Genomic DNA, 19,993 nt, shown 5'->3' with positions numbered 1-19,993 from the left:
GAGTCCTGGTTTAGGTGGATCCTCTCTCCCTCGATATTAATCGCATATTTACAAATGCGATACGTGTAATGGAAGACAGTAAATATCAAATATATGAGGTGTGTGAATCAGCTCGCAGCGAGCGGTCAGCCTTAGAAAAAGAACTCGAGCAAGTGCTGCAGCAAACCATTCAAGTGATTGAGCAAGTAGATAAGCTTGAGATGGAATACCGATATGCTAGGATTCGCCTTACGGAAGTAAGTCGCGATTTTACACGCTATGGGGAGCTGGATATTAAGCGAGCTTATGAGAAAGCGACCTTAATCCAGCTTCAGCTTGCGACTTCAAGAGAACAAGAAAAGCACTTAAAGCTGCGTAGAGATGATCTTCAATTACGTATACGAAATGTGGAGAAGAACATAGAGCGTGCTGAAAGTATTGCCTCGCAAATGAATGTTGTACTAGAGTATTTATCCGGTGATTTGGATAATGTAACGCGCATCTTGGAATCTGCCAAAAATCGCCAGCTGTTAGGACTTAAAATTATTTTGGCACAGGAAGAGGAGCGTAAACGTATAGCAAGAGAGATTCATGATGGACCTGCGCAGACATTAGCTAATCTTGTGCTACGCACAGAGATTGCCGAGCGGATGGCTGCAAAGCAAGATTATGATCTTATTCAAATGGAATTAGGAGATCTTAAAGGGCAGGTACGATCTGGGTTAGAGGAAATCAGAAAAGTGATATTCAACCTAAGACCGATGGCACTGGATGATCTGGGTCTAATTCCAACACTGCGTAAGCTGGCGCAGGATTTTGAAGATAAGACAAAGATTCATACGCTGTTCGAGGTTACTGGGAAAGAAATTCGATTAAGCTCCTCTATGGAAGCAGCCATTTATCGATTACTACAGGAAGCGTTGTCCAACGTTCATAAGCATGCGGAGGCATCTAGAGTCTCCATAGTATTAAGCTACATGAACGATAAGCTGCAAATTTCTGTGAACGATAATGGAAAGGGCTTTAAGCGTAAGCCCGACAATGACGATCAAGCACATTACGGGATTATCGGAATGTACGAGCGCGTTGATCTGCTCGAGGGAACGATTGATATTCAATCGGAGCCTTATAAAGGAACTGGAATTAAAATTCAAATACCATTGAAAAGTAGCTAGGAAAGGGGAAAAGTGTTGATGAGTATGCAAGAAGGAAACGGAGTAAGTGCAGAACCAATTAAAATCTTACTCGCTGATGATCATCAGCTGTTTCGTGAAGGGTTGAAGCGTATTTTGAATATGGAGAGTGATCTTGAAGTCATTGGCGAGTGCGGTGATGGCATTCAAGTGCTAGAGTTCTGTAATCATACGCTACCTGATATTGTGCTGATGGATATTAACATGCCAATCGAGACAGGCGTAGTAACGACTGAACGATTGCGCGATTTATTTCCTGCAGTAAAGGTTATTATTCTATCGATACATGATGATGAGAGCTATGTGTTTGAGTCGCTGCGCAAGGGGGCTACAGGCTATCTGCTAAAGGATATGGGTGCAGAATCGCTCATTAATGCGATCCGTGCAGTATCGCAAGGATATTCTTATATTCATCCTAAGGTAACAGGCAAGCTAATTAACCAGCTGCGTCGCATGACGTATCTAGATGAGATTGGTGTGGCTACGAATCAAACAATTGATATTGGTGCCACATACATTCCGCTAGAAGAAAGTCCATTAACTCGCCGTGAGGCCGAGGTATTGCGTCTAATGGCAGAAGGAAAAAGCAACAAAATGATTGGCGAGCATTTGTTTATTAGTGAGAAAACCGTTAAGAACCATGTCAGCAGCATACTGCAGAAGATGGAAGTGGATGATCGGACGCAAGCGGTTATTAATTCCATCAAGTTTGGCTGGGTTACACTTTAGAGGAAGTTCAAAAAGCTCAGCTTTGATCACGAAGTAGCACTGAAAGTTGGACTTTTTGAACACATATTGAATAAACGAAACTGAATAATATCGTAGATTTTACTGCGCACATAAAAGATGGTTATGTTAACTGTATTGACTGAATAAAATACGACATAGCCATTTTTGGTGTTTAAATGCAGGTTTATAAGTGCAGGTTCAAAAAGTTCGGCTTTTTGAACATCCTTTTCAGAAAGGGCTTTCTTAGGTGACCGCATAGTTTGGTAGTGCATACAATATGCAAAGAGGAGGTTACGACGATGATAAGTCTTCTACTTTTTGTTATTGGATGCTATGTGCTTGCAGCGGCTGCTGTTCATTTGTATTATCGGATGTGTCGGCATCATCAGGTAGAAAAGCATTATGTCTTGTTAGCGGAAGAGCCAAAGGATGAGATGGAGTGGATTATACGCTCGATGCAATCATTTTCTAGATGGATGGGAATTCAAGTTCATGTTACGATCGTTCCTTCCTATCCAAGCTATGAGCTCAGCTATATGGCTGAACGCTGGAGTAGTGTATGTTTCCCAATCCATATTGAGCAGCAAGCTGAAGCTGAAGCTGAAGCACCGCCACATGCAATTGTTGTAGATCTTGCGAAGGAGCAGGACTTGTGCAAGCTACCATTTTGATTTATACTCATAGCATTATAAAGTCGTGAAGCACACGAATCGTCTATAACGGTTCGTGTGCTTTTTTACGTTGGAGGGATAGTGTGTATTGTAAACTTGCGATTGTAGGTCTAGAGCAGCGTGCTCGAGCCGTTTTGCTGCCCTACGAGAAGCGCAGCGCCTTGCAGATCGAGCAGTGGCAAGCGTGCTTGCTTGAAGGTGAGCGACTTGTAGTGTATGACGCACCAATCGCGCTCTATTTGGCGGATTGGCTTGCCAGGTATGTACAGAAAACCGTAAGGAAGGAAGTGGGATCACGCACCGGGACGAGAGATCAATTGCAGCGATATCAACATGTTATCACTCAGCAGCTCGTAGCAGCTGGCAAACGCTTACCAGGCCATTGGGTTGCATACGAGAGTATTGCCGGTATGCTAGGCTCTTCTAATGTTATGAAGGCGGGTAAGGAGTTTGAAGGCATAGACAGTGTAGACAGTTTCCATAGTCATCAATACAAGGATAGCATTGGTAGCCTTCATCACAGTCCTCCTCCCATTAATGAATGCCACCAAAATAATCAACGTATTCAAGCGCTACAGCAGCATATTACATCATTGCTGCAAGGAAGAAAGCTTTTGTATGACGAGTGGCTTAGTCTAGGAGCTCAGCAGGTAAGTGAGAATAAGGAGCAGCTGTTAGCTGCGTTTCGCTATGCGGTGCTGCAAGGCAGCATCAAGCTACGCAGCGCTGTTCAGCTAGTGAAACTAAGCGGAAAGCGTCCCTTGCTCCGCTGCTTGCGCTGCTATGAAACAGAGCTTACTGAAAGTGAACATCATTGCCCATTTTGTGGTGAGCATTGTTACTATTGCAAAACGTGCCTACAGATGGGACGAGCAAGAACATGTAGTGTTGTCGTTATGGGACACTATCGTTCGCCTACTACTGATGCTCCTAACATTCACCCCCCTTCACGTGTACTAGATCTGGAGGCTTTCGGATTAAGTGATGCACAGCAGATGGCAACGACGAAAGCGTTAACGTTTGTCCACCAACGCTTAACCACTAGGAGATTACCCCAATCTATTCGCGCAGCTTCTACCACATTGTCACGACAATTTTTACTGTGGGCAGTGACGGGTGCGGGTAAAACTGAGATGATCTTTCCACTCGTCGCTTATATGACGAAGCTAGGCGGCCGAGTGCTGCTAGCGACACCGCGCAGAGACGTTGTGCTGGAGCTTGCTCCCCGGCTGCGCAAGGCTTTCCCTGAGCTATCCATTGCAACGCTGTATGGCGGCAGTGAAGAGCGCTGGCAGCATGGACAGCTTATCATTGCAACGACACATCAGCTTATGCGCTTCCACCAAGCCTTTGACCTCGTCATTATCGACGAGCTTGATGCCTTTCCCTATCATGGCGATGAACGTCTGTATCGCGTAGCAGAGCAATGCAGCACGAAGCATGGGGTGAGACTGCTGCTGTCAGCGACTCCACCCGCCTATTTGCAGCGGGAGCTTAATAAAGGACGTCTTGCCTACGTAAAGCTTCCAGTTCGCTATCATCGACATCCCTTGCCCGTTCCCATTCGCTTGAAAACCCCACTAATTGCCGAACAACTCAAAAAACGAACGCTTCCTTCAGCTTTAATCCAGGCGCTGCACAGCTCGCTTAAGGACGATGCACAAGTATTTATCTTCTTGCAGCGTATAGCTCATACGGAGGCCTATGCTGCACTGCTTAGAGCAAGCTTCCCACATGTGTCGATTCAAGCGACGTCGTCACAGGACGCCCAGCGAGCGGAGAAGGTAATTGCTTTTCGTAATCGCGACATTCGAATTTTGGTCACGACGACTATACTTGAACGTGGAGTGACGGTACCGCGCAGCCATGTCTACATATGTGATGCGGAAGCGGAGCTGTTCGATGAAGCCTCCCTCGTGCAGATGGCAGGCAGAGCAGGTCGCTCAGGTGATGCGCCGAACGGCGCGGTGTATTTTTTATCACAGCAGTGGAATGAGGCGCAGCGCAAGGCTGTAAAGCAGATCAAAAGCATGAATGAGCTGGCGAGTGACTTAGGATACTTACTGCCGCAATATCGATCAAAGCGTCAAGGAGTGTGGAGAAAATGAAGGCTTCGAATCTATTACGATGGCTTCAGCCAAGCGAGTCATTCTGCATGATCTGTACCAGTCGAAGAGTGCAAGCATTGAGTTCTACTTTGCTAGACCGAGTAACGCTTAAGAAGCTATCACAATATTTATGTGCACCATGCTTTCACGAGATTGCTTGGATTGATCAAGTGCTGTGCATGCATTGCGGCAGACATCATCGCTGTCCAGATTGCCAGCTGCGACAATCATCTTCATTATGGTTGAATCGCAGCGCTGTCGCCTATCAATCGATGATGAAGGAATGGCTTCATCGCTATAAGTTCCAAGGTGATGAGCGGTTAGCGGATTTGCTAGGTACCATGCTCATGCCAGCCATTGAGCGAGTGAGTGCACAGCTCATTATTAAGTATCGATTAGAGCAGGCATGGAGAGCGAGCAGAAAGCCGCCTCTACGGTGGCTGAAGGCGAGCAGAACGGTATTCTGGGACGCAGTAACTGCTGTGCCTATAAGTGAGGAGCGGTATCGCGAACGAGGCTTTAATCAGGCGTACCAGCTGGCTCAGATTGTGAGTAGGGCAGTCGGTGTACCGTATGTAGAGTTGCTCGTTCGGACCTCGCATGAGCAGAGGCAAAGTCATCAAGGCCGTGGTGCGCGCTTTCAAGGGATCGACAGTCGCTACCAAAGCTCTGCGAAAGGCTGGAATATGCTGATGCGACATGTAGGGAAGCGGGACAAGCTTCATATATTGCTCATTGATGACGTATATACAACAGGCAGCACCGTTCATGCATGCGCACAGGCCATGATGCAAAGCAGCCCATGTGAACTTCATGTTGCTAGTATTACCTGGGCAAGGTCATGAAATTGACATAGAAATGGAATCTTAAACTAATGAAAAGTAGCTATTCTTTCGATAAACTATATAAGGGATGTTCAAGAAGCCTTTTGTATGAAAACTTCTCGGTAACAAGCGCTGACTTTTTGAACATGTACTATAAGTATAATGTAGGTTAAGGGGAGGTCACTGGTATGAATATTGACAATTGTCCTCGGTGCGGGAAGATTTTCGCGAAGGGCTTTAGAGATGTGTGCCCAGCTTGCGTTCGCGAGATTGACAAGGAATACGAGACATGCGCGAATTATTTAAGAGAAAATAGAGGAGCTTCCATTACAGAGCTTTCTGAGGAAACGGGAGTAAGCATTAGACAAATTACGAAGTTTATTCGTGAAGGCCGTATATCTTTAATGGATGCACCAAACTTATCCTACCCGTGTGAATCATGCGGTGTATTAATCCAAAGCAATAACTTATGCGACAGCTGTAGAAATCGCCTAGTTAATGCCTCTAAAAATCTGTTCTCGAATGAATCACTCGCTCAAGAGAAAAAGCTAAGCGAGGAGGAGGTTAAAGAGGTATACAAAGGTATTAATCAATACAAAGATCGTTAGAAGTGGAGATCAAAAAGATCAACTTTGATTACGAAGTAACGTAAAATAGCGTATTCGGCATCGAATATAGCACGCTACCGAAAACTCCGGTGCTCACGTACCAAGTACGTACGCTGCGCTCCTCGTTTTCTAGTATCGCACCATCTTCTCGGTACTGAAAGCCGATCTTTTTGATTTTAAATTTAATAGGAAAATTAAAAAATCCACCTTTGATCACGAAGTAGCAATGAACGCTGTTCGTCATCGAATCTTGAATTCAGCCGTGCCTTCTGGTGCTCACGTACCTTATGCGTACGCTGCGCTCCTCAGTCCCTAGCTTCTTTCAACCTTCTCGGTGCTGAAAGCTGGATTTTTTAATTCTGATTATAAGTTTTAATTCAAAAGCTCAACTTTGATTACGAAGTAACACATTGAAGCGTATTCGGCATCGAATATGGTGCGCTACCGCAAACTCCGGTGCTCACGTACCAAGTATGTACGCTGCGTTCCTCGTTTTCTAGTATCGTCCCATCTTCTAAGTACTGAAAGCTGATCTTTTTGAACTCTCATTATAAGGGATGTTCAAAAAGTCCAGTCTTGATGACGATGTAACGCGTTGTAGCATAGTCGACATCTAAGATTGGATACGAATTATGAGAATTTTATTAAAAAGGCACTTTCTCGATACTGAAAGCTGTTCTTTTTGAACAATACTATAAATAAAAAAACAGATGAAGCCGATAATACTATTAACAGTTATCGGCTTTTTAGTTTGTTTACAATGGGGTGAGATGAATGAAAATCAATGACATAAATCGTGTGAACGGAATTAATAAAGGTTATCAGCAGCAGGTGGACTTCCGTAAGGAAAACAAGCTGGCATCTAAGAAGGATGAAGTACAGATCTCTTCAGAAGCACAAGAGATGCTAGAAAGCAGCCGCGCAGAGAGCTCTGAACGTGCGGAGCGTGTGAAAGAACTGAAGCATGCGGTTCAAACAGGGACGTATCATGTAGAAGCGGGTAAGCTAGCAGAGAAGCTGCTGCCATTCTTTAAAAAATAACGCATAAGCATGGAGGTAAAGGATGGAAGCGACAACCTTTCAGCAGCTTGTTCAACAATTAAAGCAATTGCTGCTTATCTATCGTGCGTTATTCACATTTGCAGATGAGAAGAAAAACGCAATTATTAAGAACGATATTGAGTCGATCAATATGATCACTATGAAGGAGACGAAGGCATTGAAGCCTGTCCCAGAGCTGGAGGCAAGCTCTCGTTCCTTGATGACGAAGCTACAGCGTGAGCTAGGCTTTAGGCCAAAGCTAAAAATGACACTCTCAGAGCTAGTGCAGCTTGTCATCGATCCTAAGCAGAAGCAAGAGCTTGCTGAGCTGCAGAATGATCTGGCTCATATGTCCGAGCAATTGAAGAAAGCCAATGAACATAACCAACAGTTAATACAGCTCTCGCTAGAATATGTACATTTTTCTTTGGACGCGATATGCGGACCGCCGGAGGATGAAGTAACGTATAAACGACCTAGCCCCGGCACTGATGTGCAGCGAAGAACGGGCCTTTACGATACAAGAGGATAACGTAGCAAGTAATTAGTGAGTAATTAGGGGGAAGATCATGGTATCCACATTTCATGGATTAGAAACGAGCAAGCGCTCACTGCTAACGCAGTCCACAGCACTTAGCACAGTTGGACATAATATATCGAATGCATCAACAGCAGGCTATACACGTCAGCGTGTAAATATGACAAACGCAGATCCCGTGTATGTGCCGGGCTTTAACCGTGTCCATACACCTGGACAAATTGGTACAGGGGTACAATATGACAGTATTACACGCGTACGTGACAGCTATCTAGACCTGCAATATCGCCGCGAGAATCAAGATTTAGGCTATTATACGATCTATAATTCTACGATGGAAGCTATTCAAACGATGATTAATGAACCGTCTGACAACGGTGTTAGCGCGGTGATGGACAAGTTCTGGAACTCGCTTGAAGTGATGAATCGTGATGCCAACCTGCTTAGTGCACGTGTTGATTTTATCGGAAACGCTAAAAATATGGCAGATACGTTCAACAAGATCGGGACTTCACTTAATACACTAGAAGCTGATATCTCGAGCAACACTACGATTAAGCTCAATCAAGCTAACAATTTATTAGATGGTATTACAAAGCTTAACGATACCATTCGTAAGATCGAGATGCTTGGCGATAATGCTAACGATTATCGAGATCAACGCGATGTACTGCTTGATGAGCTATCTAAAATTGTAGATGTTCAATATGCAGAGGATGCAGAAGGTATGGTCAATGTATACAGTGGTGGTATACAGGTCGTAAACGCTTTACAACCAACGTATTTAACACAGAACGATGTTGCCACAATTACTGGTGGTGAGATTGGCGGCTACAAGAAGTCACTAGAGGATATTGAACTCGTGCGCAATCAACTGAATGCGATGATCGATACGCTTGTGCGCGGTGAGATTGAAGTTACGATGCCAAACGGCTATAAAACCTCTACTGATATGATAGCGGAGAACGATGTCAATGTGACCGATGCTGCGGGTAACGTGACTGCTATCCCAGCAGGAGATACGATCCCAGCTGGCTCTAAGATTACATCGCCCGTAACGTTCAAAGTGAACGGCTTTAACGGGTTACATCAGCTCGGTTATTCCATCAATACACCAGCAGAGACAGGAATTGCATTCTTTACTTCCAAGGATAATTCCGTACCATTTACGATAGATAACATCCAAGTTAATGCTGAGATATTAGCAGACACGAATAAAGTTGCTGCTTCAGGTCAATATGATTTAGGTGGAGCGAATGGTACCGATATGCACACGATCAAAGGAAATAGTGACGTAGCGCTTGCTTTAACAAGCCTGCGTGATGCGAAATTTACATATCCTGTTGCATTAACGTCGCTATCTGAAGGTACTACAGATGATTATTTCCGTGCATTCGTCAGCGACCTTGGAACACGCTCTGATATCGCCATTACCAATTATGAGAGAAGCGGAAATCTTGTGGACAATGTAGAGATCCGTAGACAAGCGACAAGTGGAGTAAGCATCGATGAGGAGCTTACAGATATGCTTCGCTTCCAGCATGCTTACAACGCTGCTGCACGTAACATGACAGTAGTAGATGAGATGCTAGACCGCATTATTAATAATATGGGCATCGTCGGCCGATAGGAGGTAGCACATGAGAATTACAAGTATGATGCAGAATACGCAGCTACTGCGCAATCTGCGTAACAACAATGCAGATATTTTAGATTGGCAAAACAAGCTGTCTACTGGGCAGAAAATCAATAAGCCAAGTGACGATCCTGTCGGTATCGGCTATCAGATGCGCTATACAACAGATCTAGCCCGTAATGAGCAGTACTTAGCTAATGCTAAAACCGGCTATGGCTGGTTGAGCCAGACAGATTCCGTGCTTCAACAGGCGAATAGTGTCCTGCAACGTTTAAACACAATTACAAACCAGGCTGCGAACGGAACAATTACACCAGAGGTTAGGGAACAGATTCGTTTAGAGGTACTTCAGCTTCGCGAGCAGATGGTTACAATCGGGAATAGTACATATGACGGCCGTCATATCTTCAATGGCCAGAAAACGGATATTAGACCATATACTTCAGGTTCCGCTGCTAGTGATGATACAGATATGGGTGTGTACCACCTGAATGTTAGCCCATCTGTAACAGTCGCTGTCAGTATTCCGGGTGAGACGGTATTTGGTCAAGCGGGAGCTACAGACAATATATTCAAGCTATTTGACGATATTGCCCAACATCTTGCGAACGATGACCAAGCTGCATTGTCTGGAAGCTTAAATAATGTCAACACAGCGATTGATCGTATCTCGCTAAATCTTGCAGAAGTTGGTGCGAGAATGAATCGTTTTGAATTAATTGAAAGTAGAATTGGAGATGAGAAGGTTAGTCTAACGACATTAAAATCAGCAGTTGCCGATGTCGATATGGCAGATGCCATAGTTCAGCTGCAGCTGCAACAGAATGTACTGCAAGCTTCCTTGTCTGTTGGTGCACGAGTGATGCAGACGTCATTGTTGGATTATATTCGTTAATTAAATATAGGTTAGGAGAGCTGGTTTATGAGTGAAAACAACATCGCTTCAGAGCTAATTATCAACAGTCAATTATACGGCGAGATCCATCCAGAGCCGCATCAGATCTATACTTTCGAACAAGGGATTGTTGGTTTTTCACATCTTAAACAATTTGCTCTGTTGCCCTACGATGATACGGAATTATATATATTACAGTCGTTTAGTGAAGAAATAAGCTTACTGCTGCTGCCTGCTGTTATGAGCGCGAATACCGAGGGATTCAGGATTGATGATGCTACGGTTTGCCAATTAGGCGTACAGAAAGCAGATGAAATTGTTTCATTTTATATAGTTAGATTTATAGATCAACAACCTTATATTAATCTAAAAGCTCCAATTCTTATCGTACCTGATCAACAAGTGGGATGTCAGTATGTTATTTCGGATGAATCAGTAACTTTACGTGAGCCATTACTACTGGCAGGTGATGAGTAATGCTAGTGCTGAAACGGAAGGTTGGCGAAGTTATAAGAATTGGCAATGATATTGAAGTGCATGTGCTAGCTGTTGAAGGAGACGTTATTAAGCTCGGATTCGAGGCCCCAAAGCAAGTGCAGATTCTTAGATCAGAGGTTTACGAAGCGATCAGGGCTGAAAATATGCAATCATCAATCACAACAAGCATGGATGCGAAAGAGATGATGAAGCAATTGAAATTAGGAAGCAACGCACTTAAGTATAAAAAGGAGGATTAATCGTGCTTGATTCAATCAATCGAATGGAAGGATCCACCGTTGATTGGAGTCAACTACCAAGCATCAAGAGAACCGCATCACAAGATACAAATGTAGCTGCCTCTTACAAGGGAGAACAAGAGCAAGGAGCAATACAAGAGAGTAAGGAAGAGCTTTACAAAGAGCTTGAGAAGGCTAACAGTCAATTCGATGCGCTTAATCATTCACTTCGTATGAAATTTAATGAAGAGGCGGAGCAATTCTACGTAGAAGTTGTAGATATTCAGACTAGAGAGGTTATTGATAGTATTCCGGCTGAACATGTGCTTGATCTAGCCGCGAAGCTGAAGGACATGGTTGGTTTCTTTATTGATGAGAAGCGTTAGTAATAAAATACTTAAATAATGGAGGCGAGATAGTGGGAATTAGTTTAACAGGTTTAGCGTCTGGCTTGGATACAGCGCAAATGGTTTCTGATCTAATGAGTATTGAACGTATCCCTTATAAGAATCTTGAGACGAAAAAAACAAATCTTCGATCAGAACAAACGATTTTTCGAAATATTAATACAGCGTTCCGTTCATTAGAAACTGCTTTAAATAATTTGAAGCTCGGTGCAGACTGGAAACAAATGTTGGGTACTTCTTCAAATACTTCGGCAATCGGAGTATCTGCAAAAAGTAACGCTGTTCCAGGAAAATATCAGCTTAATGTTGTTCAGCTTGCACATAAAAACACAGTTCAGCTGGATGGAGCTTATCTTAGCGGGAAGTTAACTGGACAAAGTGAATTCACGATAGGTGAAGCAACGATACAGACCAATGGATTGACTGGAGCAACAAAAGAAGAATTAGAAGAACTAGCAGGGTTAATTAATGAACAAAGTCAGGAAGCTGGAGCAACTGCTACGATTGTTAAAACATCTGCTACAGGCAGTGAGTACAAACTAGTACTAACTGCATTAAATACAGGTGATTCTATGGAAACCGATGATCCTGCCAATCCAAAATCTAACTTGATAACATTCAATGTTGACGGCGAAGATTTGGCTCAAGATACAGCTGCAGGCAATGTCATTAACAATAAAACTAATAGCAATACGTTAAATGCAATTGTTCAAATTAATGGAGTAGAAGTACAACGAAGCACAAATAGTATCGACGATCTTATCGAAGGTGCTACTTTATCTATTACAGGGACAGGGGCTTCGACAGTAACCGTTGATCGTGATACTGATGCCATTGTAAAAAAAGTACAAGAATTTGTAAAGGCTTATAATAACCTTATTGGACTGGTTAAAGATAATCTTGCAAAACCTATAGATGATGATAAAATGAATCCGCTTCAAGGAGATGCATTGCTTAAGCGGATCGATAGTGAGTTGTATAATATATTCAATTCTGGTGTAAAGAATGCTGGAGATACCAAGTCTTCATTTATGGAACAGTTTGGTCTTAGCATTGATAAAGGTGTTACAGCTGGTAGTCTTATGACTGGGAAAATTACGTTTAACGAAGCTACCTTCAAAAATGCACTTGCTGAGGATCCTGATAAAGTAATTGGTGTTTTTACGAATGGATTGCCTAAAGATACTGACACACATACAGCTGGCGTTATTACTCAATTATCAGGAATAATTAACAATTATGCCTCTTCAGCAACTGGACTAATTACGAATAAAATAACTGGCTATGACTCGGAAATCAAATTCGTTGATGATCGTTTGGAGCAAATGTCTTTGAGATTAGAAATGCACGAATTGCGATTAAAACAACAGTTTTCCACAATGGAATCAATGCTCTCTACGTTGCAAAGTGAACAAAAATGGCTTACACAACAATTTGAATCATTGTTAAAGTCTAATTCGAAATAACTTTGAAAAGGACGAAAAAATATGATTACTAACATTAATGGTTATCAGGCTTATCAAAAAAACAAATATGAGACTGCATCCCCGCATCGATTAATTACTATGCTTTATGAAGGCGCAATACGATATACGAATCAAGCAATAAAGTTGATGCATTCAGATGATATCTCTGGTAGCAACGCAGCAATTCAACGGGCGCAAGATATCGTATATGAGCTCATTAGCTGCCTTAACTTTGATCAAGGCAAAGAGATAGCAGAGAATTTGAATGCCCTATATACTTATACGATTGAGCTATATGTGAAGGGTAATATTGAAAAGAATATAAACCATCTCGAAGAAGCTAACGGGATTATAAGTGAATTGAAGTCTGCCTGGGAACAAATGGGGAAAGAAACGAAGCTGAGCCATGGATAATATAAATGTGACAGATTTCCTGGCATTATACGACAAGTGGATAAAGATTGTAGAGTCACAGCTGGTACTATTAAGTACGGATCGACTCGAAGAAAGCTTTGATCAGTTGAGAGTGCTAGAAGCCGAGAAACGCAATACAAGATTAATGATCATGGAGTATAATGCTTCTTCCTATGATCAACTCGATTTATCCGCCAGAGAACATCTTACAAAGTCTATTCAAAAAATAATGTCACTTAACGAACAAGTGGAACCACATATAAAAGCCTGGTATGGTGAAGCTGCACGAGATATGAAGCAAGTAACGACTCAGCAACGTGTATTAACTTCCTATGGTGGCGCTCAAAGCAGTGATGTTATTTCACTATACGTAGATTCGAAAAAATAATATTAATAATTTTGTTTGCTATAAACATTTAATCACTAGATTCCGATGAATATAATGTAGCCACATGGACGTGGCTAAAAACAATATCATGGAGGATGATAACTATGTTTATCAACACTAACGTTGGTGCGATGAACGCACACCGTAACCTTTCTGCAAACAACAATGCAATGAACAAAACTATGGAGAAGCTTTCTTCCGGTTACCGTATCAACCGTGCTGCTGACGATGCTGCAGGTCTTGCGATTTCTGAGAAAATGCGTTTCCAAATCAATGGTCTTCAACAAGCACAACGTAACGCTCAAGATGGCATCTCTTTGATCCAAACTGCTGAGGGTGCGCTTACTGAGGTTCATGCAATGCTACAACGTATGAACACACTTGCTAACCAAGCAGCGAACGGTACGTATGCATCTCAAGATCGTAGTGCGCTTCAGCTTGAAGTTAGCCAGTTAGTTAGCGAAATTGATGCAATTGCTGAAAGAACAACATTTAATGGTATTAGCCTTTTGAACAACACAGACTCCATTGTTTTCCAAGTTGGAGTTAATGGTTCAGACGTTATTTCAGTAGCTCGTGGAGAGATGGATGCCGCTGGAATCGGTGTTGACAGCTTAGACATCACAGATCAAGCAGGAGCAAGTGCTGCAATTGGTGATATTGAAGCTGCTATTAAATCAGTTTCTGAACAACGTGCTAAGTTTGGTGCAGTACAAAATCGTCTCGAGCATACTATTAATAATCTTGGCGTTAATGCTGAGAACTTGTCTGCTGCACATTCACGTGTTCGTGATGCTGACATGGCTCAAGAAATGACTAACTTCACGAAAAACCAAATTTTAGTACAAGCTGGTACATCTATGCTTGCTCAAGCAAACTCTGTACCTCAAAACGTTCTAAAGCTTCTTGGATAATATTACAACAAAAAAAGCTGCCATTAGGCAGCTTTTTTTATTAATTGCTATATTAATATTGACGATATATATAGTAGATATCAGAATACAGGAAAAGAGAGTTGACAATGAACGATATGTTAGAGAAAAATTTATTATATCTTTATCATAACAATAAAATGATGTTTGAGAGGATACAGAGTTATTTAGATAGTAATAATGCTAAACATTGTAAGCTTGTTTTTGAAGAGGGAGACAGAATTAATTTAACGTATGCTTTACAAGATGAGGTAAAAAATTTATATACTACTGACGGCAGTGAAATTGATATTTGGTTACAGGAGCATGGAAAGTTAAAACAGGGACATTATGATGTAGTAATGTACGGGTTAGGACTTACTCATCATTTAGCAAGACTGATAGAACAGAACCAGCTATTAAACTTCTACATATTTGAACCAGAAATCGATATTTTTATAGAAGCTTTGAAAATTATTGATTTAGAACAACTTTTGCAACATCCTCAAGTAAAGCTATTGGAAGTAGGTAACGATCCAGGTGTAATTAGAAGTTTCCATTTAAAGCTAAACACGTACTCTGAGTACACCAAAGTAGAAGTATATATCCCTTTCTATACTACTATTAATTTGGAAATTATGCGTGACTTTTATAAGTCAAGCTACTCTATAAGAGAAGGACAATTATTTGCTAATGGCTTTGAAAGAAGTTTTGGCACACAACCATATCGCAATAGTATTCGGAACTTGGAAATGATGAGCAAGTCTACTCCAATTAAGTCTTTACAAAGTAATTTTAAAGGATGTACAGCGTTAATTGTTGGAGCAGGTCCTTCACTTGAGCTAGATGTACAATTGATTAAAGAAAACTACGATAAATTTTTAATTATCGCTGCTGGTTCTAGTATTCAGTCACTATTGTATTATGGAATTAAGCCTCATTTAATTGTGTCTATGGATCCAAGTGAGGCAAATGGAAGAGTTTTTAGAAATATAGACACAAGCAGTATCCCTTTTGTTTTCATGCCACAAATCTATTACGGTATTTTAAAAGAAAAGTTTGCTCGTGTCTTTTATGGGTTATTTAGTAATGACCCTATTACCAATTATTTGTTTTCAGACGTAAAAATCGATTACAATTTTATACCTACAAATTCTGTTACGGGCACAGCAATTCAAATTGCGAAATACCTAGGGGCTGAATCAATAGTCTTGACAGGTCAGGACTTATCTTTTCCTAACGAAAACTACTATGCACAAGGTGCTACACATCATGACACAAAAGAATTGCAAGATAAAGTACTGAGTAGTGACATGGAAGTCGAAAACGTAAATGGTACATTTAATCAAACAAATTTTTCAATGAAATCTACGTTAGAAGATATTGAAAATCTAATTTCTAATATTATGAGTGTTAAATTCGTAAATACATCTGCGTTAGGAGCTAAAATAAAGGGTGCAGATTTTTCTCCACTTTCTGAATTAATTAGTACGCTACATTCGCCTACGCATGATTTTAGTTCCATTATTGCTACAGAAGAGACAGTGGCAGAAGTTGATTTCAACAGCTTGGTCGAGAGAATAGAAGGTTTCATTGAAACAAGTAATCAACTAATAGCAAGTAATGAAAATTCACTACGAATTATTCAGAAAATTGATGAGTTATCGAGAAGAAATCCAAGCAAAGCTGTGCGTATGCTCGCGAAGTTAGAGCAGGAGTTTTCAACTGTAACAGAACATAGATTATTCTTAACAATTATTCCACGTTGGAATAGAGGTTTAACCAAGAAATATGATCAACAAGTTATTAAAATTGCATCAGAACCAACAATCGTGGGCAAAGCTAGACTTGTAAAGGAGATTGTTGAGCCCTATATTCGAACGATAAACGAGTCATTCGATGATCTCAAAGAGGAATTTCAGGAGTTGTTAGATAGATTAGTTCAAAGTAAATAAATAGATTATTTGACTGGAGGCTGGAAAGCAATTGAAAAAAATATTAGTGACTGGTGCAGATGGTTTTATCGGTTCACATTTAACTGAAGAGTTGCTTCGGCAAGGCTATGATGTCCGAGCCTTTGTATACTATAATTCATTCAATTCAAGGGGATGGCTCGATCAAGCATCAGTTGATGTGAAACGTGAGATAGATGTTTTTTCTGGTGATATACGTGATCCCTATGGTGTGAAAGAAGCTATGAAAGGATGCACACATGTCCTGCACTTGGCATCTCTCATTGCTATCCCATATTCCTATCATTCACCAGACACTTACGTAGATACAAATATAAAAGGAACCTTAAATGTCGTTCAAGCGGCTCGTGAACTTGAAATCGAAAAAGTCGTCCATACCTCAACAAGTGAGGTGTATGGAACAGCACAATATGTGCCAATAGACGAAAATCATCCACTTCAAGGTCAGTCACCTTATTCGGCATCAAAAATAGGTGCAGATCAAATCGCTATGTCGTTTTATCGCTCGTTCAATACCCCTATTTCAATTATTCGTCCATTTAATACTTATGGACCACGTCAATCTGCTCGAGCAGTCATTCCAACCATTATCAGTCAGTTGGCTGCTGGACACACTAATATAAAATTAGGTGCGATCAGTCCGACAAGAGATTTTAATTATGTACAAGACACAGTAAACGGGTTTATTGACATAATGAACTCGGACAAGGCATTAGGTGAAGTCATTAATATTGGATCAAATTATGAGGTTTCCATAGGCGATACTGCGCAACTGATTGCTGATTTGATGGGAGTATCCCTTACAATCGAAACCGAGGAGCAACGTCTACGCCCTGAAAAGAGTGAAGTTAATCGCCTCTGGGCAGATAATCAAAAAGCAAAACAATTGATTGGCTGGTCACCAAAATATGCGGGCATCGAAGGATTAAAAAAGGGGTTGAAGGAAACAATCGATTGGTTTACAGAACCCTCTAATCTAGCCCAGTACAAGGCAGATGTTTATAATATATGAATAAACAATGGAGCAAATTAGTTAGTGATATTAAAGAATTATATGAAAAGTCGAATGTACCGTTACATGAACCAACCTTACAAGGTAACGAATTGAATTACGTTTCGGATTGTATTACTAGTGGATGGGTATCTTCTGTAGGTCAATACGTCAATCAGTTTGAAGAGAAGCTTGCTGAATATACTGGTGTGCAATATGCTGTGCTTGTCGTAAACGGGACAGCAGCTTTACAGATGGCTTTAAAAGCAGCTGGTGTACAAGCTAATGATGAAGTATTTATGCCATCATTAACTTTTATTGCTACGGCAAATGCGGTTAGTTATTTAGGAGCGATTCCGCACTTTGTAGATGTAACTGAAAAAACATTAGGCTTAGATCCAAAAAAATTGGAGGCCTATATATTAGCGCACACACGCTTTGAAGGTGGGCTGTTAATTAATAAAAATAATAACAGGGTTATTCGGGCAGTTGTACCTATGCATACTTTTGGACATCCAGTGGAGCTTGAAGAATTACAAAGAATCTGTCATGAGTACAATTTGGTGTTGGTCGAAGATGCTGCAGAATCCCTGGGCTCTTTATATAAAGGAAAACATACAGGTAGTTTTGGTAAGGCAAGTGCGCTAAGCTTTAACGGGAATAAGATTATTACCACAGGTGGCGGTGGCGCAATATTAACTAATGATGAATCGGTTGCAAGGTATGTTAAGCATATTACGACAACTGCTAAGCTTCCTCACCGTTGGGAATATGAACATGATGAAATTGGTTATAATTTTCGTATGCCTAATATTAACGCTGCGATAGGCTGTGCTCAATTAGAGAGGCTTCCATATTTTATTAAGCAAAAGAGAATGTTAACTAATGTGTATGATCAGCTTCTTCAAAGGGTAGATGGGGTTAGCTTATTTAAGGAACCAGAGCATTGCGAGAGTAATTATTGGCTCCAAACGTTATTGTTGGATGAGTCAGTTGATCGAGACGAGATTTTATTATTTTTAAATGAACAAGGAATTATGAGTCGACCAATCTGGAAGCCGATGCATCTTTTGAACGTATACAAGGAATGTCCACGTATGGATATGAGAGTGACGGAAAGTTTAAATCGAAGAGTAATAAACATTCCAAGTACACCGATAGAGGGAATGATATGACCAGAAAAATATGTATTGTAACGGGCACTAGAGCAGAATACGGGTTGTTGAAATGGTTAATGAAGCAAATAAATGAGGATGAGTTATTAGAACTCCAAATCATTGCAACGGGAATGCATTTGTCAACAGAGTTTGGATTGACGTACCAGCAAATCGAACAGGATGGTTTCTATATTAATGAGAAGGTAGAAATGCTCCTATCTAGCGATACTCCACAGGCTATCGTAAAGTCAGTTGGTTTAGGAACAATTTTATTTTCAGAAGCATTATCAAGATTACAACCTGATATCGTGGTATTACTTGGAGATAGATTTGAAATTTTTTCAGCTGCACAAGCAGCAATGTTAATGAGAATTCCAATTGCTCATATACACGGTGGAGAGTTGACAGAAGGAGCTGTTGACGATCCGATTCGTCATTCAATTACAAAAATGTCGCAAATACACTTTGCTGCTACAGAACATTATCGCCAGCGTATAATACAAATGGGGGAACAACCAGAAACAGTATATAACGTAGGTGCGCTAGGAATAGAAGGGATTGTAAATACAAAATTATTAAATAAATCTGAGCTGGCAAATAGCATTGGATTTTCGAATTTAAATCAGTACTTTCTAGTAACTTTACATCCAACAACTCTAGAAAAGTCATTATCAGAACAACAAATTCAATCGTTATTAGCAGCACTTGATGAATATCAAGAGTATCAAATCATTTTTACTAAAGCAAATGCTGATACCGAAGGTAGAGTCATCAATCAGTATATAGATGAATACGTAGTAGCTAACAGCGAGCGATGTGTGGTATATCAATCATTAGGTCAATTGAGATACTTGAGCGCTATGAAACATTGTGTTGCTGTTGTCGGTAATTCTTCAAGTGGGATCTTAGAGGCCCCATTTTTGAATATACCAACTGTAGATATTGGAGTTAGGCAAAAAGGAAGATTAAAAGCAGCATCTATTGTAGAATGCGAATTTGAGCCGCAATCTATAAAAAATGCAATAGATTATGCATTAACAAATGAAATGAAAATAAAGATTAAAACAATGGATCTAGTATATGGTAATGGAAATGCGTCTTCTCAAATAAAAAAGATATTAAAACAAATTAAATTAGATAATATAATAATAAAACGCTTCTATGACATTGTTGATTGAAATCATTTCAATTCTCAATAATAATTCTTTAATGTCTTTACGTAACCCAATAAAATTACAATCATCTGAAAAAATATGTAAGGAAATTTTTTTGATATACTGATTTATATACATGGTGCGGCTAGCGGTTAGAAGCAGCAGAAGCATTCATGTTTAAAGGAGAGGATTCT

The 19,993-nt window shown here is 40.7% G+C and carries 21 protein-coding genes; all 21 read left to right on the top strand.

Going from position 1 to position 19,993, the window contains the following annotated elements; translation table 11 throughout:
* Positions 1–14 precede the first annotated feature (14 nt).
* The 21 genes from NSQ99_RS01580 (at position 15) to neuC (ending at position 19,823) form a co-directional block, all read left to right on the top strand.
* Complete coding sequence (locus tag NSQ99_RS01580) at positions 15–1,154, top strand: sensor histidine kinase (RefSeq protein WP_340834591.1); 1,140 nt, start codon at positions 15–17, stop codon at positions 1,152–1,154.
* A 24-nt stretch (positions 1,155–1,178) separates the two neighbouring features.
* On the top strand, positions 1,179–1,901 hold the full coding sequence (locus tag NSQ99_RS01575) for a response regulator (RefSeq protein ID WP_251670192.1): 723 nt from the start codon (positions 1,179–1,181) through the stop codon (positions 1,899–1,901).
* 299 nt (positions 1,902–2,200) lie between these two features.
* On the top strand, positions 2,201–2,572 hold the full coding sequence (locus tag NSQ99_RS01570) for a hypothetical protein (RefSeq protein ID WP_340834590.1): 372 nt from the start codon (positions 2,201–2,203) through the stop codon (positions 2,570–2,572).
* A gap of 83 nt (positions 2,573–2,655) precedes the next feature.
* Positions 2,656–4,680 (top strand): DEAD/DEAH box helicase, encoded by a 2,025-nt coding sequence (locus NSQ99_RS01565; RefSeq protein ID WP_340834587.1) that lies wholly within the window; start codon positions 2,656–2,658, stop codon positions 4,678–4,680.
* Positions 4,677–5,525, top strand: a complete 849-nt coding sequence (locus NSQ99_RS01560; protein WP_340834585.1) for a ComF family protein — start codon at positions 4,677–4,679, stop codon at positions 5,523–5,525. Before NSQ99_RS01565 ends, NSQ99_RS01560 begins: the two co-directional genes overlap by 4 nt.
* A gap of 167 nt (positions 5,526–5,692) precedes the next feature.
* Entirely contained in the window at positions 5,693–6,112 is a 420-nt protein-coding gene (locus NSQ99_RS01555) for a TIGR03826 family flagellar region protein (RefSeq protein ID WP_251671442.1), read from the top strand.
* Between the two features lie 774 nt (positions 6,113–6,886).
* Positions 6,887–7,153: a flagellar biosynthesis anti-sigma factor FlgM gene (flgM, locus tag NSQ99_RS01550; RefSeq protein WP_251671440.1), complete on the top strand. Its 267-nt coding sequence runs from the start codon at positions 6,887–6,889 to the stop codon at positions 7,151–7,153.
* Positions 7,154–7,175: 22 nt separating this feature from the next.
* Entirely contained in the window at positions 7,176–7,685 is a 510-nt protein-coding gene (locus NSQ99_RS01545) for a flagellar protein FlgN (RefSeq protein WP_340834582.1), read from the top strand.
* A 37-nt stretch (positions 7,686–7,722) separates the two neighbouring features.
* Positions 7,723–9,321, top strand: coding sequence for a flagellar hook-associated protein FlgK (gene flgK, locus NSQ99_RS01540; RefSeq protein WP_340834580.1), 1,599 nt, complete (start codon positions 7,723–7,725; stop codon positions 9,319–9,321).
* Between the two features lie 10 nt (positions 9,322–9,331).
* Positions 9,332–10,222, top strand: coding sequence for a flagellar hook-associated protein FlgL (gene flgL, locus NSQ99_RS01535; RefSeq protein WP_340834578.1), 891 nt, complete (start codon positions 9,332–9,334; stop codon positions 10,220–10,222).
* 27 nt (positions 10,223–10,249) lie between these two features.
* Positions 10,250–10,699 (top strand): flagellar assembly protein FliW, encoded by a 450-nt coding sequence (gene fliW / locus NSQ99_RS01530; protein WP_340834576.1) that lies wholly within the window; start codon positions 10,250–10,252, stop codon positions 10,697–10,699.
* Positions 10,699–10,959 (top strand): carbon storage regulator CsrA, encoded by a 261-nt coding sequence (gene csrA, locus NSQ99_RS01525; protein WP_340834573.1) that lies wholly within the window; start codon positions 10,699–10,701, stop codon positions 10,957–10,959. The genes fliW and csrA overlap by 1 nt, the downstream gene beginning before the upstream one ends.
* A gap of 2 nt (positions 10,960–10,961) precedes the next feature.
* Entirely contained in the window at positions 10,962–11,324 is a 363-nt protein-coding gene (locus NSQ99_RS01520) for a flagellar protein FlaG (protein ID WP_340834571.1), read from the top strand.
* 32 nt (positions 11,325–11,356) lie between these two features.
* Entirely contained in the window at positions 11,357–12,811 is a 1,455-nt protein-coding gene (gene fliD, locus NSQ99_RS01515) for a flagellar filament capping protein FliD (RefSeq protein WP_340834569.1), read from the top strand.
* Positions 12,812–12,832: 21 nt separating this feature from the next.
* The gene (gene fliS / locus NSQ99_RS01510) at positions 12,833–13,225 is read left to right on the top strand and encodes a flagellar export chaperone FliS (RefSeq protein ID WP_340834566.1); all 393 of its coding nucleotides are present in this window, start codon (positions 12,833–12,835) and stop codon (positions 13,223–13,225) included.
* Entirely contained in the window at positions 13,218–13,613 is a 396-nt protein-coding gene (locus NSQ99_RS01505; RefSeq protein WP_340834563.1) for a flagellar protein FliT, read from the top strand. Before fliS ends, NSQ99_RS01505 begins: the two co-directional genes overlap by 8 nt.
* Before the next feature lie 104 nt (positions 13,614–13,717).
* Positions 13,718–14,527: a flagellin N-terminal helical domain-containing protein gene (locus NSQ99_RS01500; protein ID WP_340834561.1), complete on the top strand. Its 810-nt coding sequence runs from the start codon at positions 13,718–13,720 to the stop codon at positions 14,525–14,527.
* Positions 14,528–14,634: 107 nt separating this feature from the next.
* The gene (locus tag NSQ99_RS01495) at positions 14,635–16,479 is read left to right on the top strand and encodes a motility associated factor glycosyltransferase family protein (RefSeq protein ID WP_340834559.1); all 1,845 of its coding nucleotides are present in this window, start codon (positions 14,635–14,637) and stop codon (positions 16,477–16,479) included.
* Positions 16,480–16,510: 31 nt separating this feature from the next.
* Positions 16,511–17,509, top strand: a complete 999-nt coding sequence (locus NSQ99_RS01490) for an NAD-dependent 4,6-dehydratase LegB (RefSeq protein WP_340834556.1) — start codon at positions 16,511–16,513, stop codon at positions 17,507–17,509.
* The gene (locus tag NSQ99_RS01485) at positions 17,506–18,663 is read left to right on the top strand and encodes a LegC family aminotransferase (RefSeq protein WP_340834554.1); all 1,158 of its coding nucleotides are present in this window, start codon (positions 17,506–17,508) and stop codon (positions 18,661–18,663) included. Before NSQ99_RS01490 ends, NSQ99_RS01485 begins: the two co-directional genes overlap by 4 nt.
* Complete coding sequence (gene neuC, locus NSQ99_RS01480) at positions 18,660–19,823, top strand: UDP-N-acetylglucosamine 2-epimerase (RefSeq protein ID WP_340834551.1); 1,164 nt, start codon at positions 18,660–18,662, stop codon at positions 19,821–19,823. The genes NSQ99_RS01485 and neuC overlap by 4 nt, the downstream gene beginning before the upstream one ends.
* The last annotated feature ends 170 nt before the right edge of the window (positions 19,824–19,993 follow it).

Source organism: Paenibacillus sp. FSL W7-1287, from assembly GCF_038004245.1.
GTDB lineage: Bacteria > Bacillota > Bacilli > Paenibacillales > Paenibacillaceae > Pristimantibacillus > Pristimantibacillus camelliae.
This window is presented reverse-complemented; position numbering and strand designations above follow the sequence as displayed.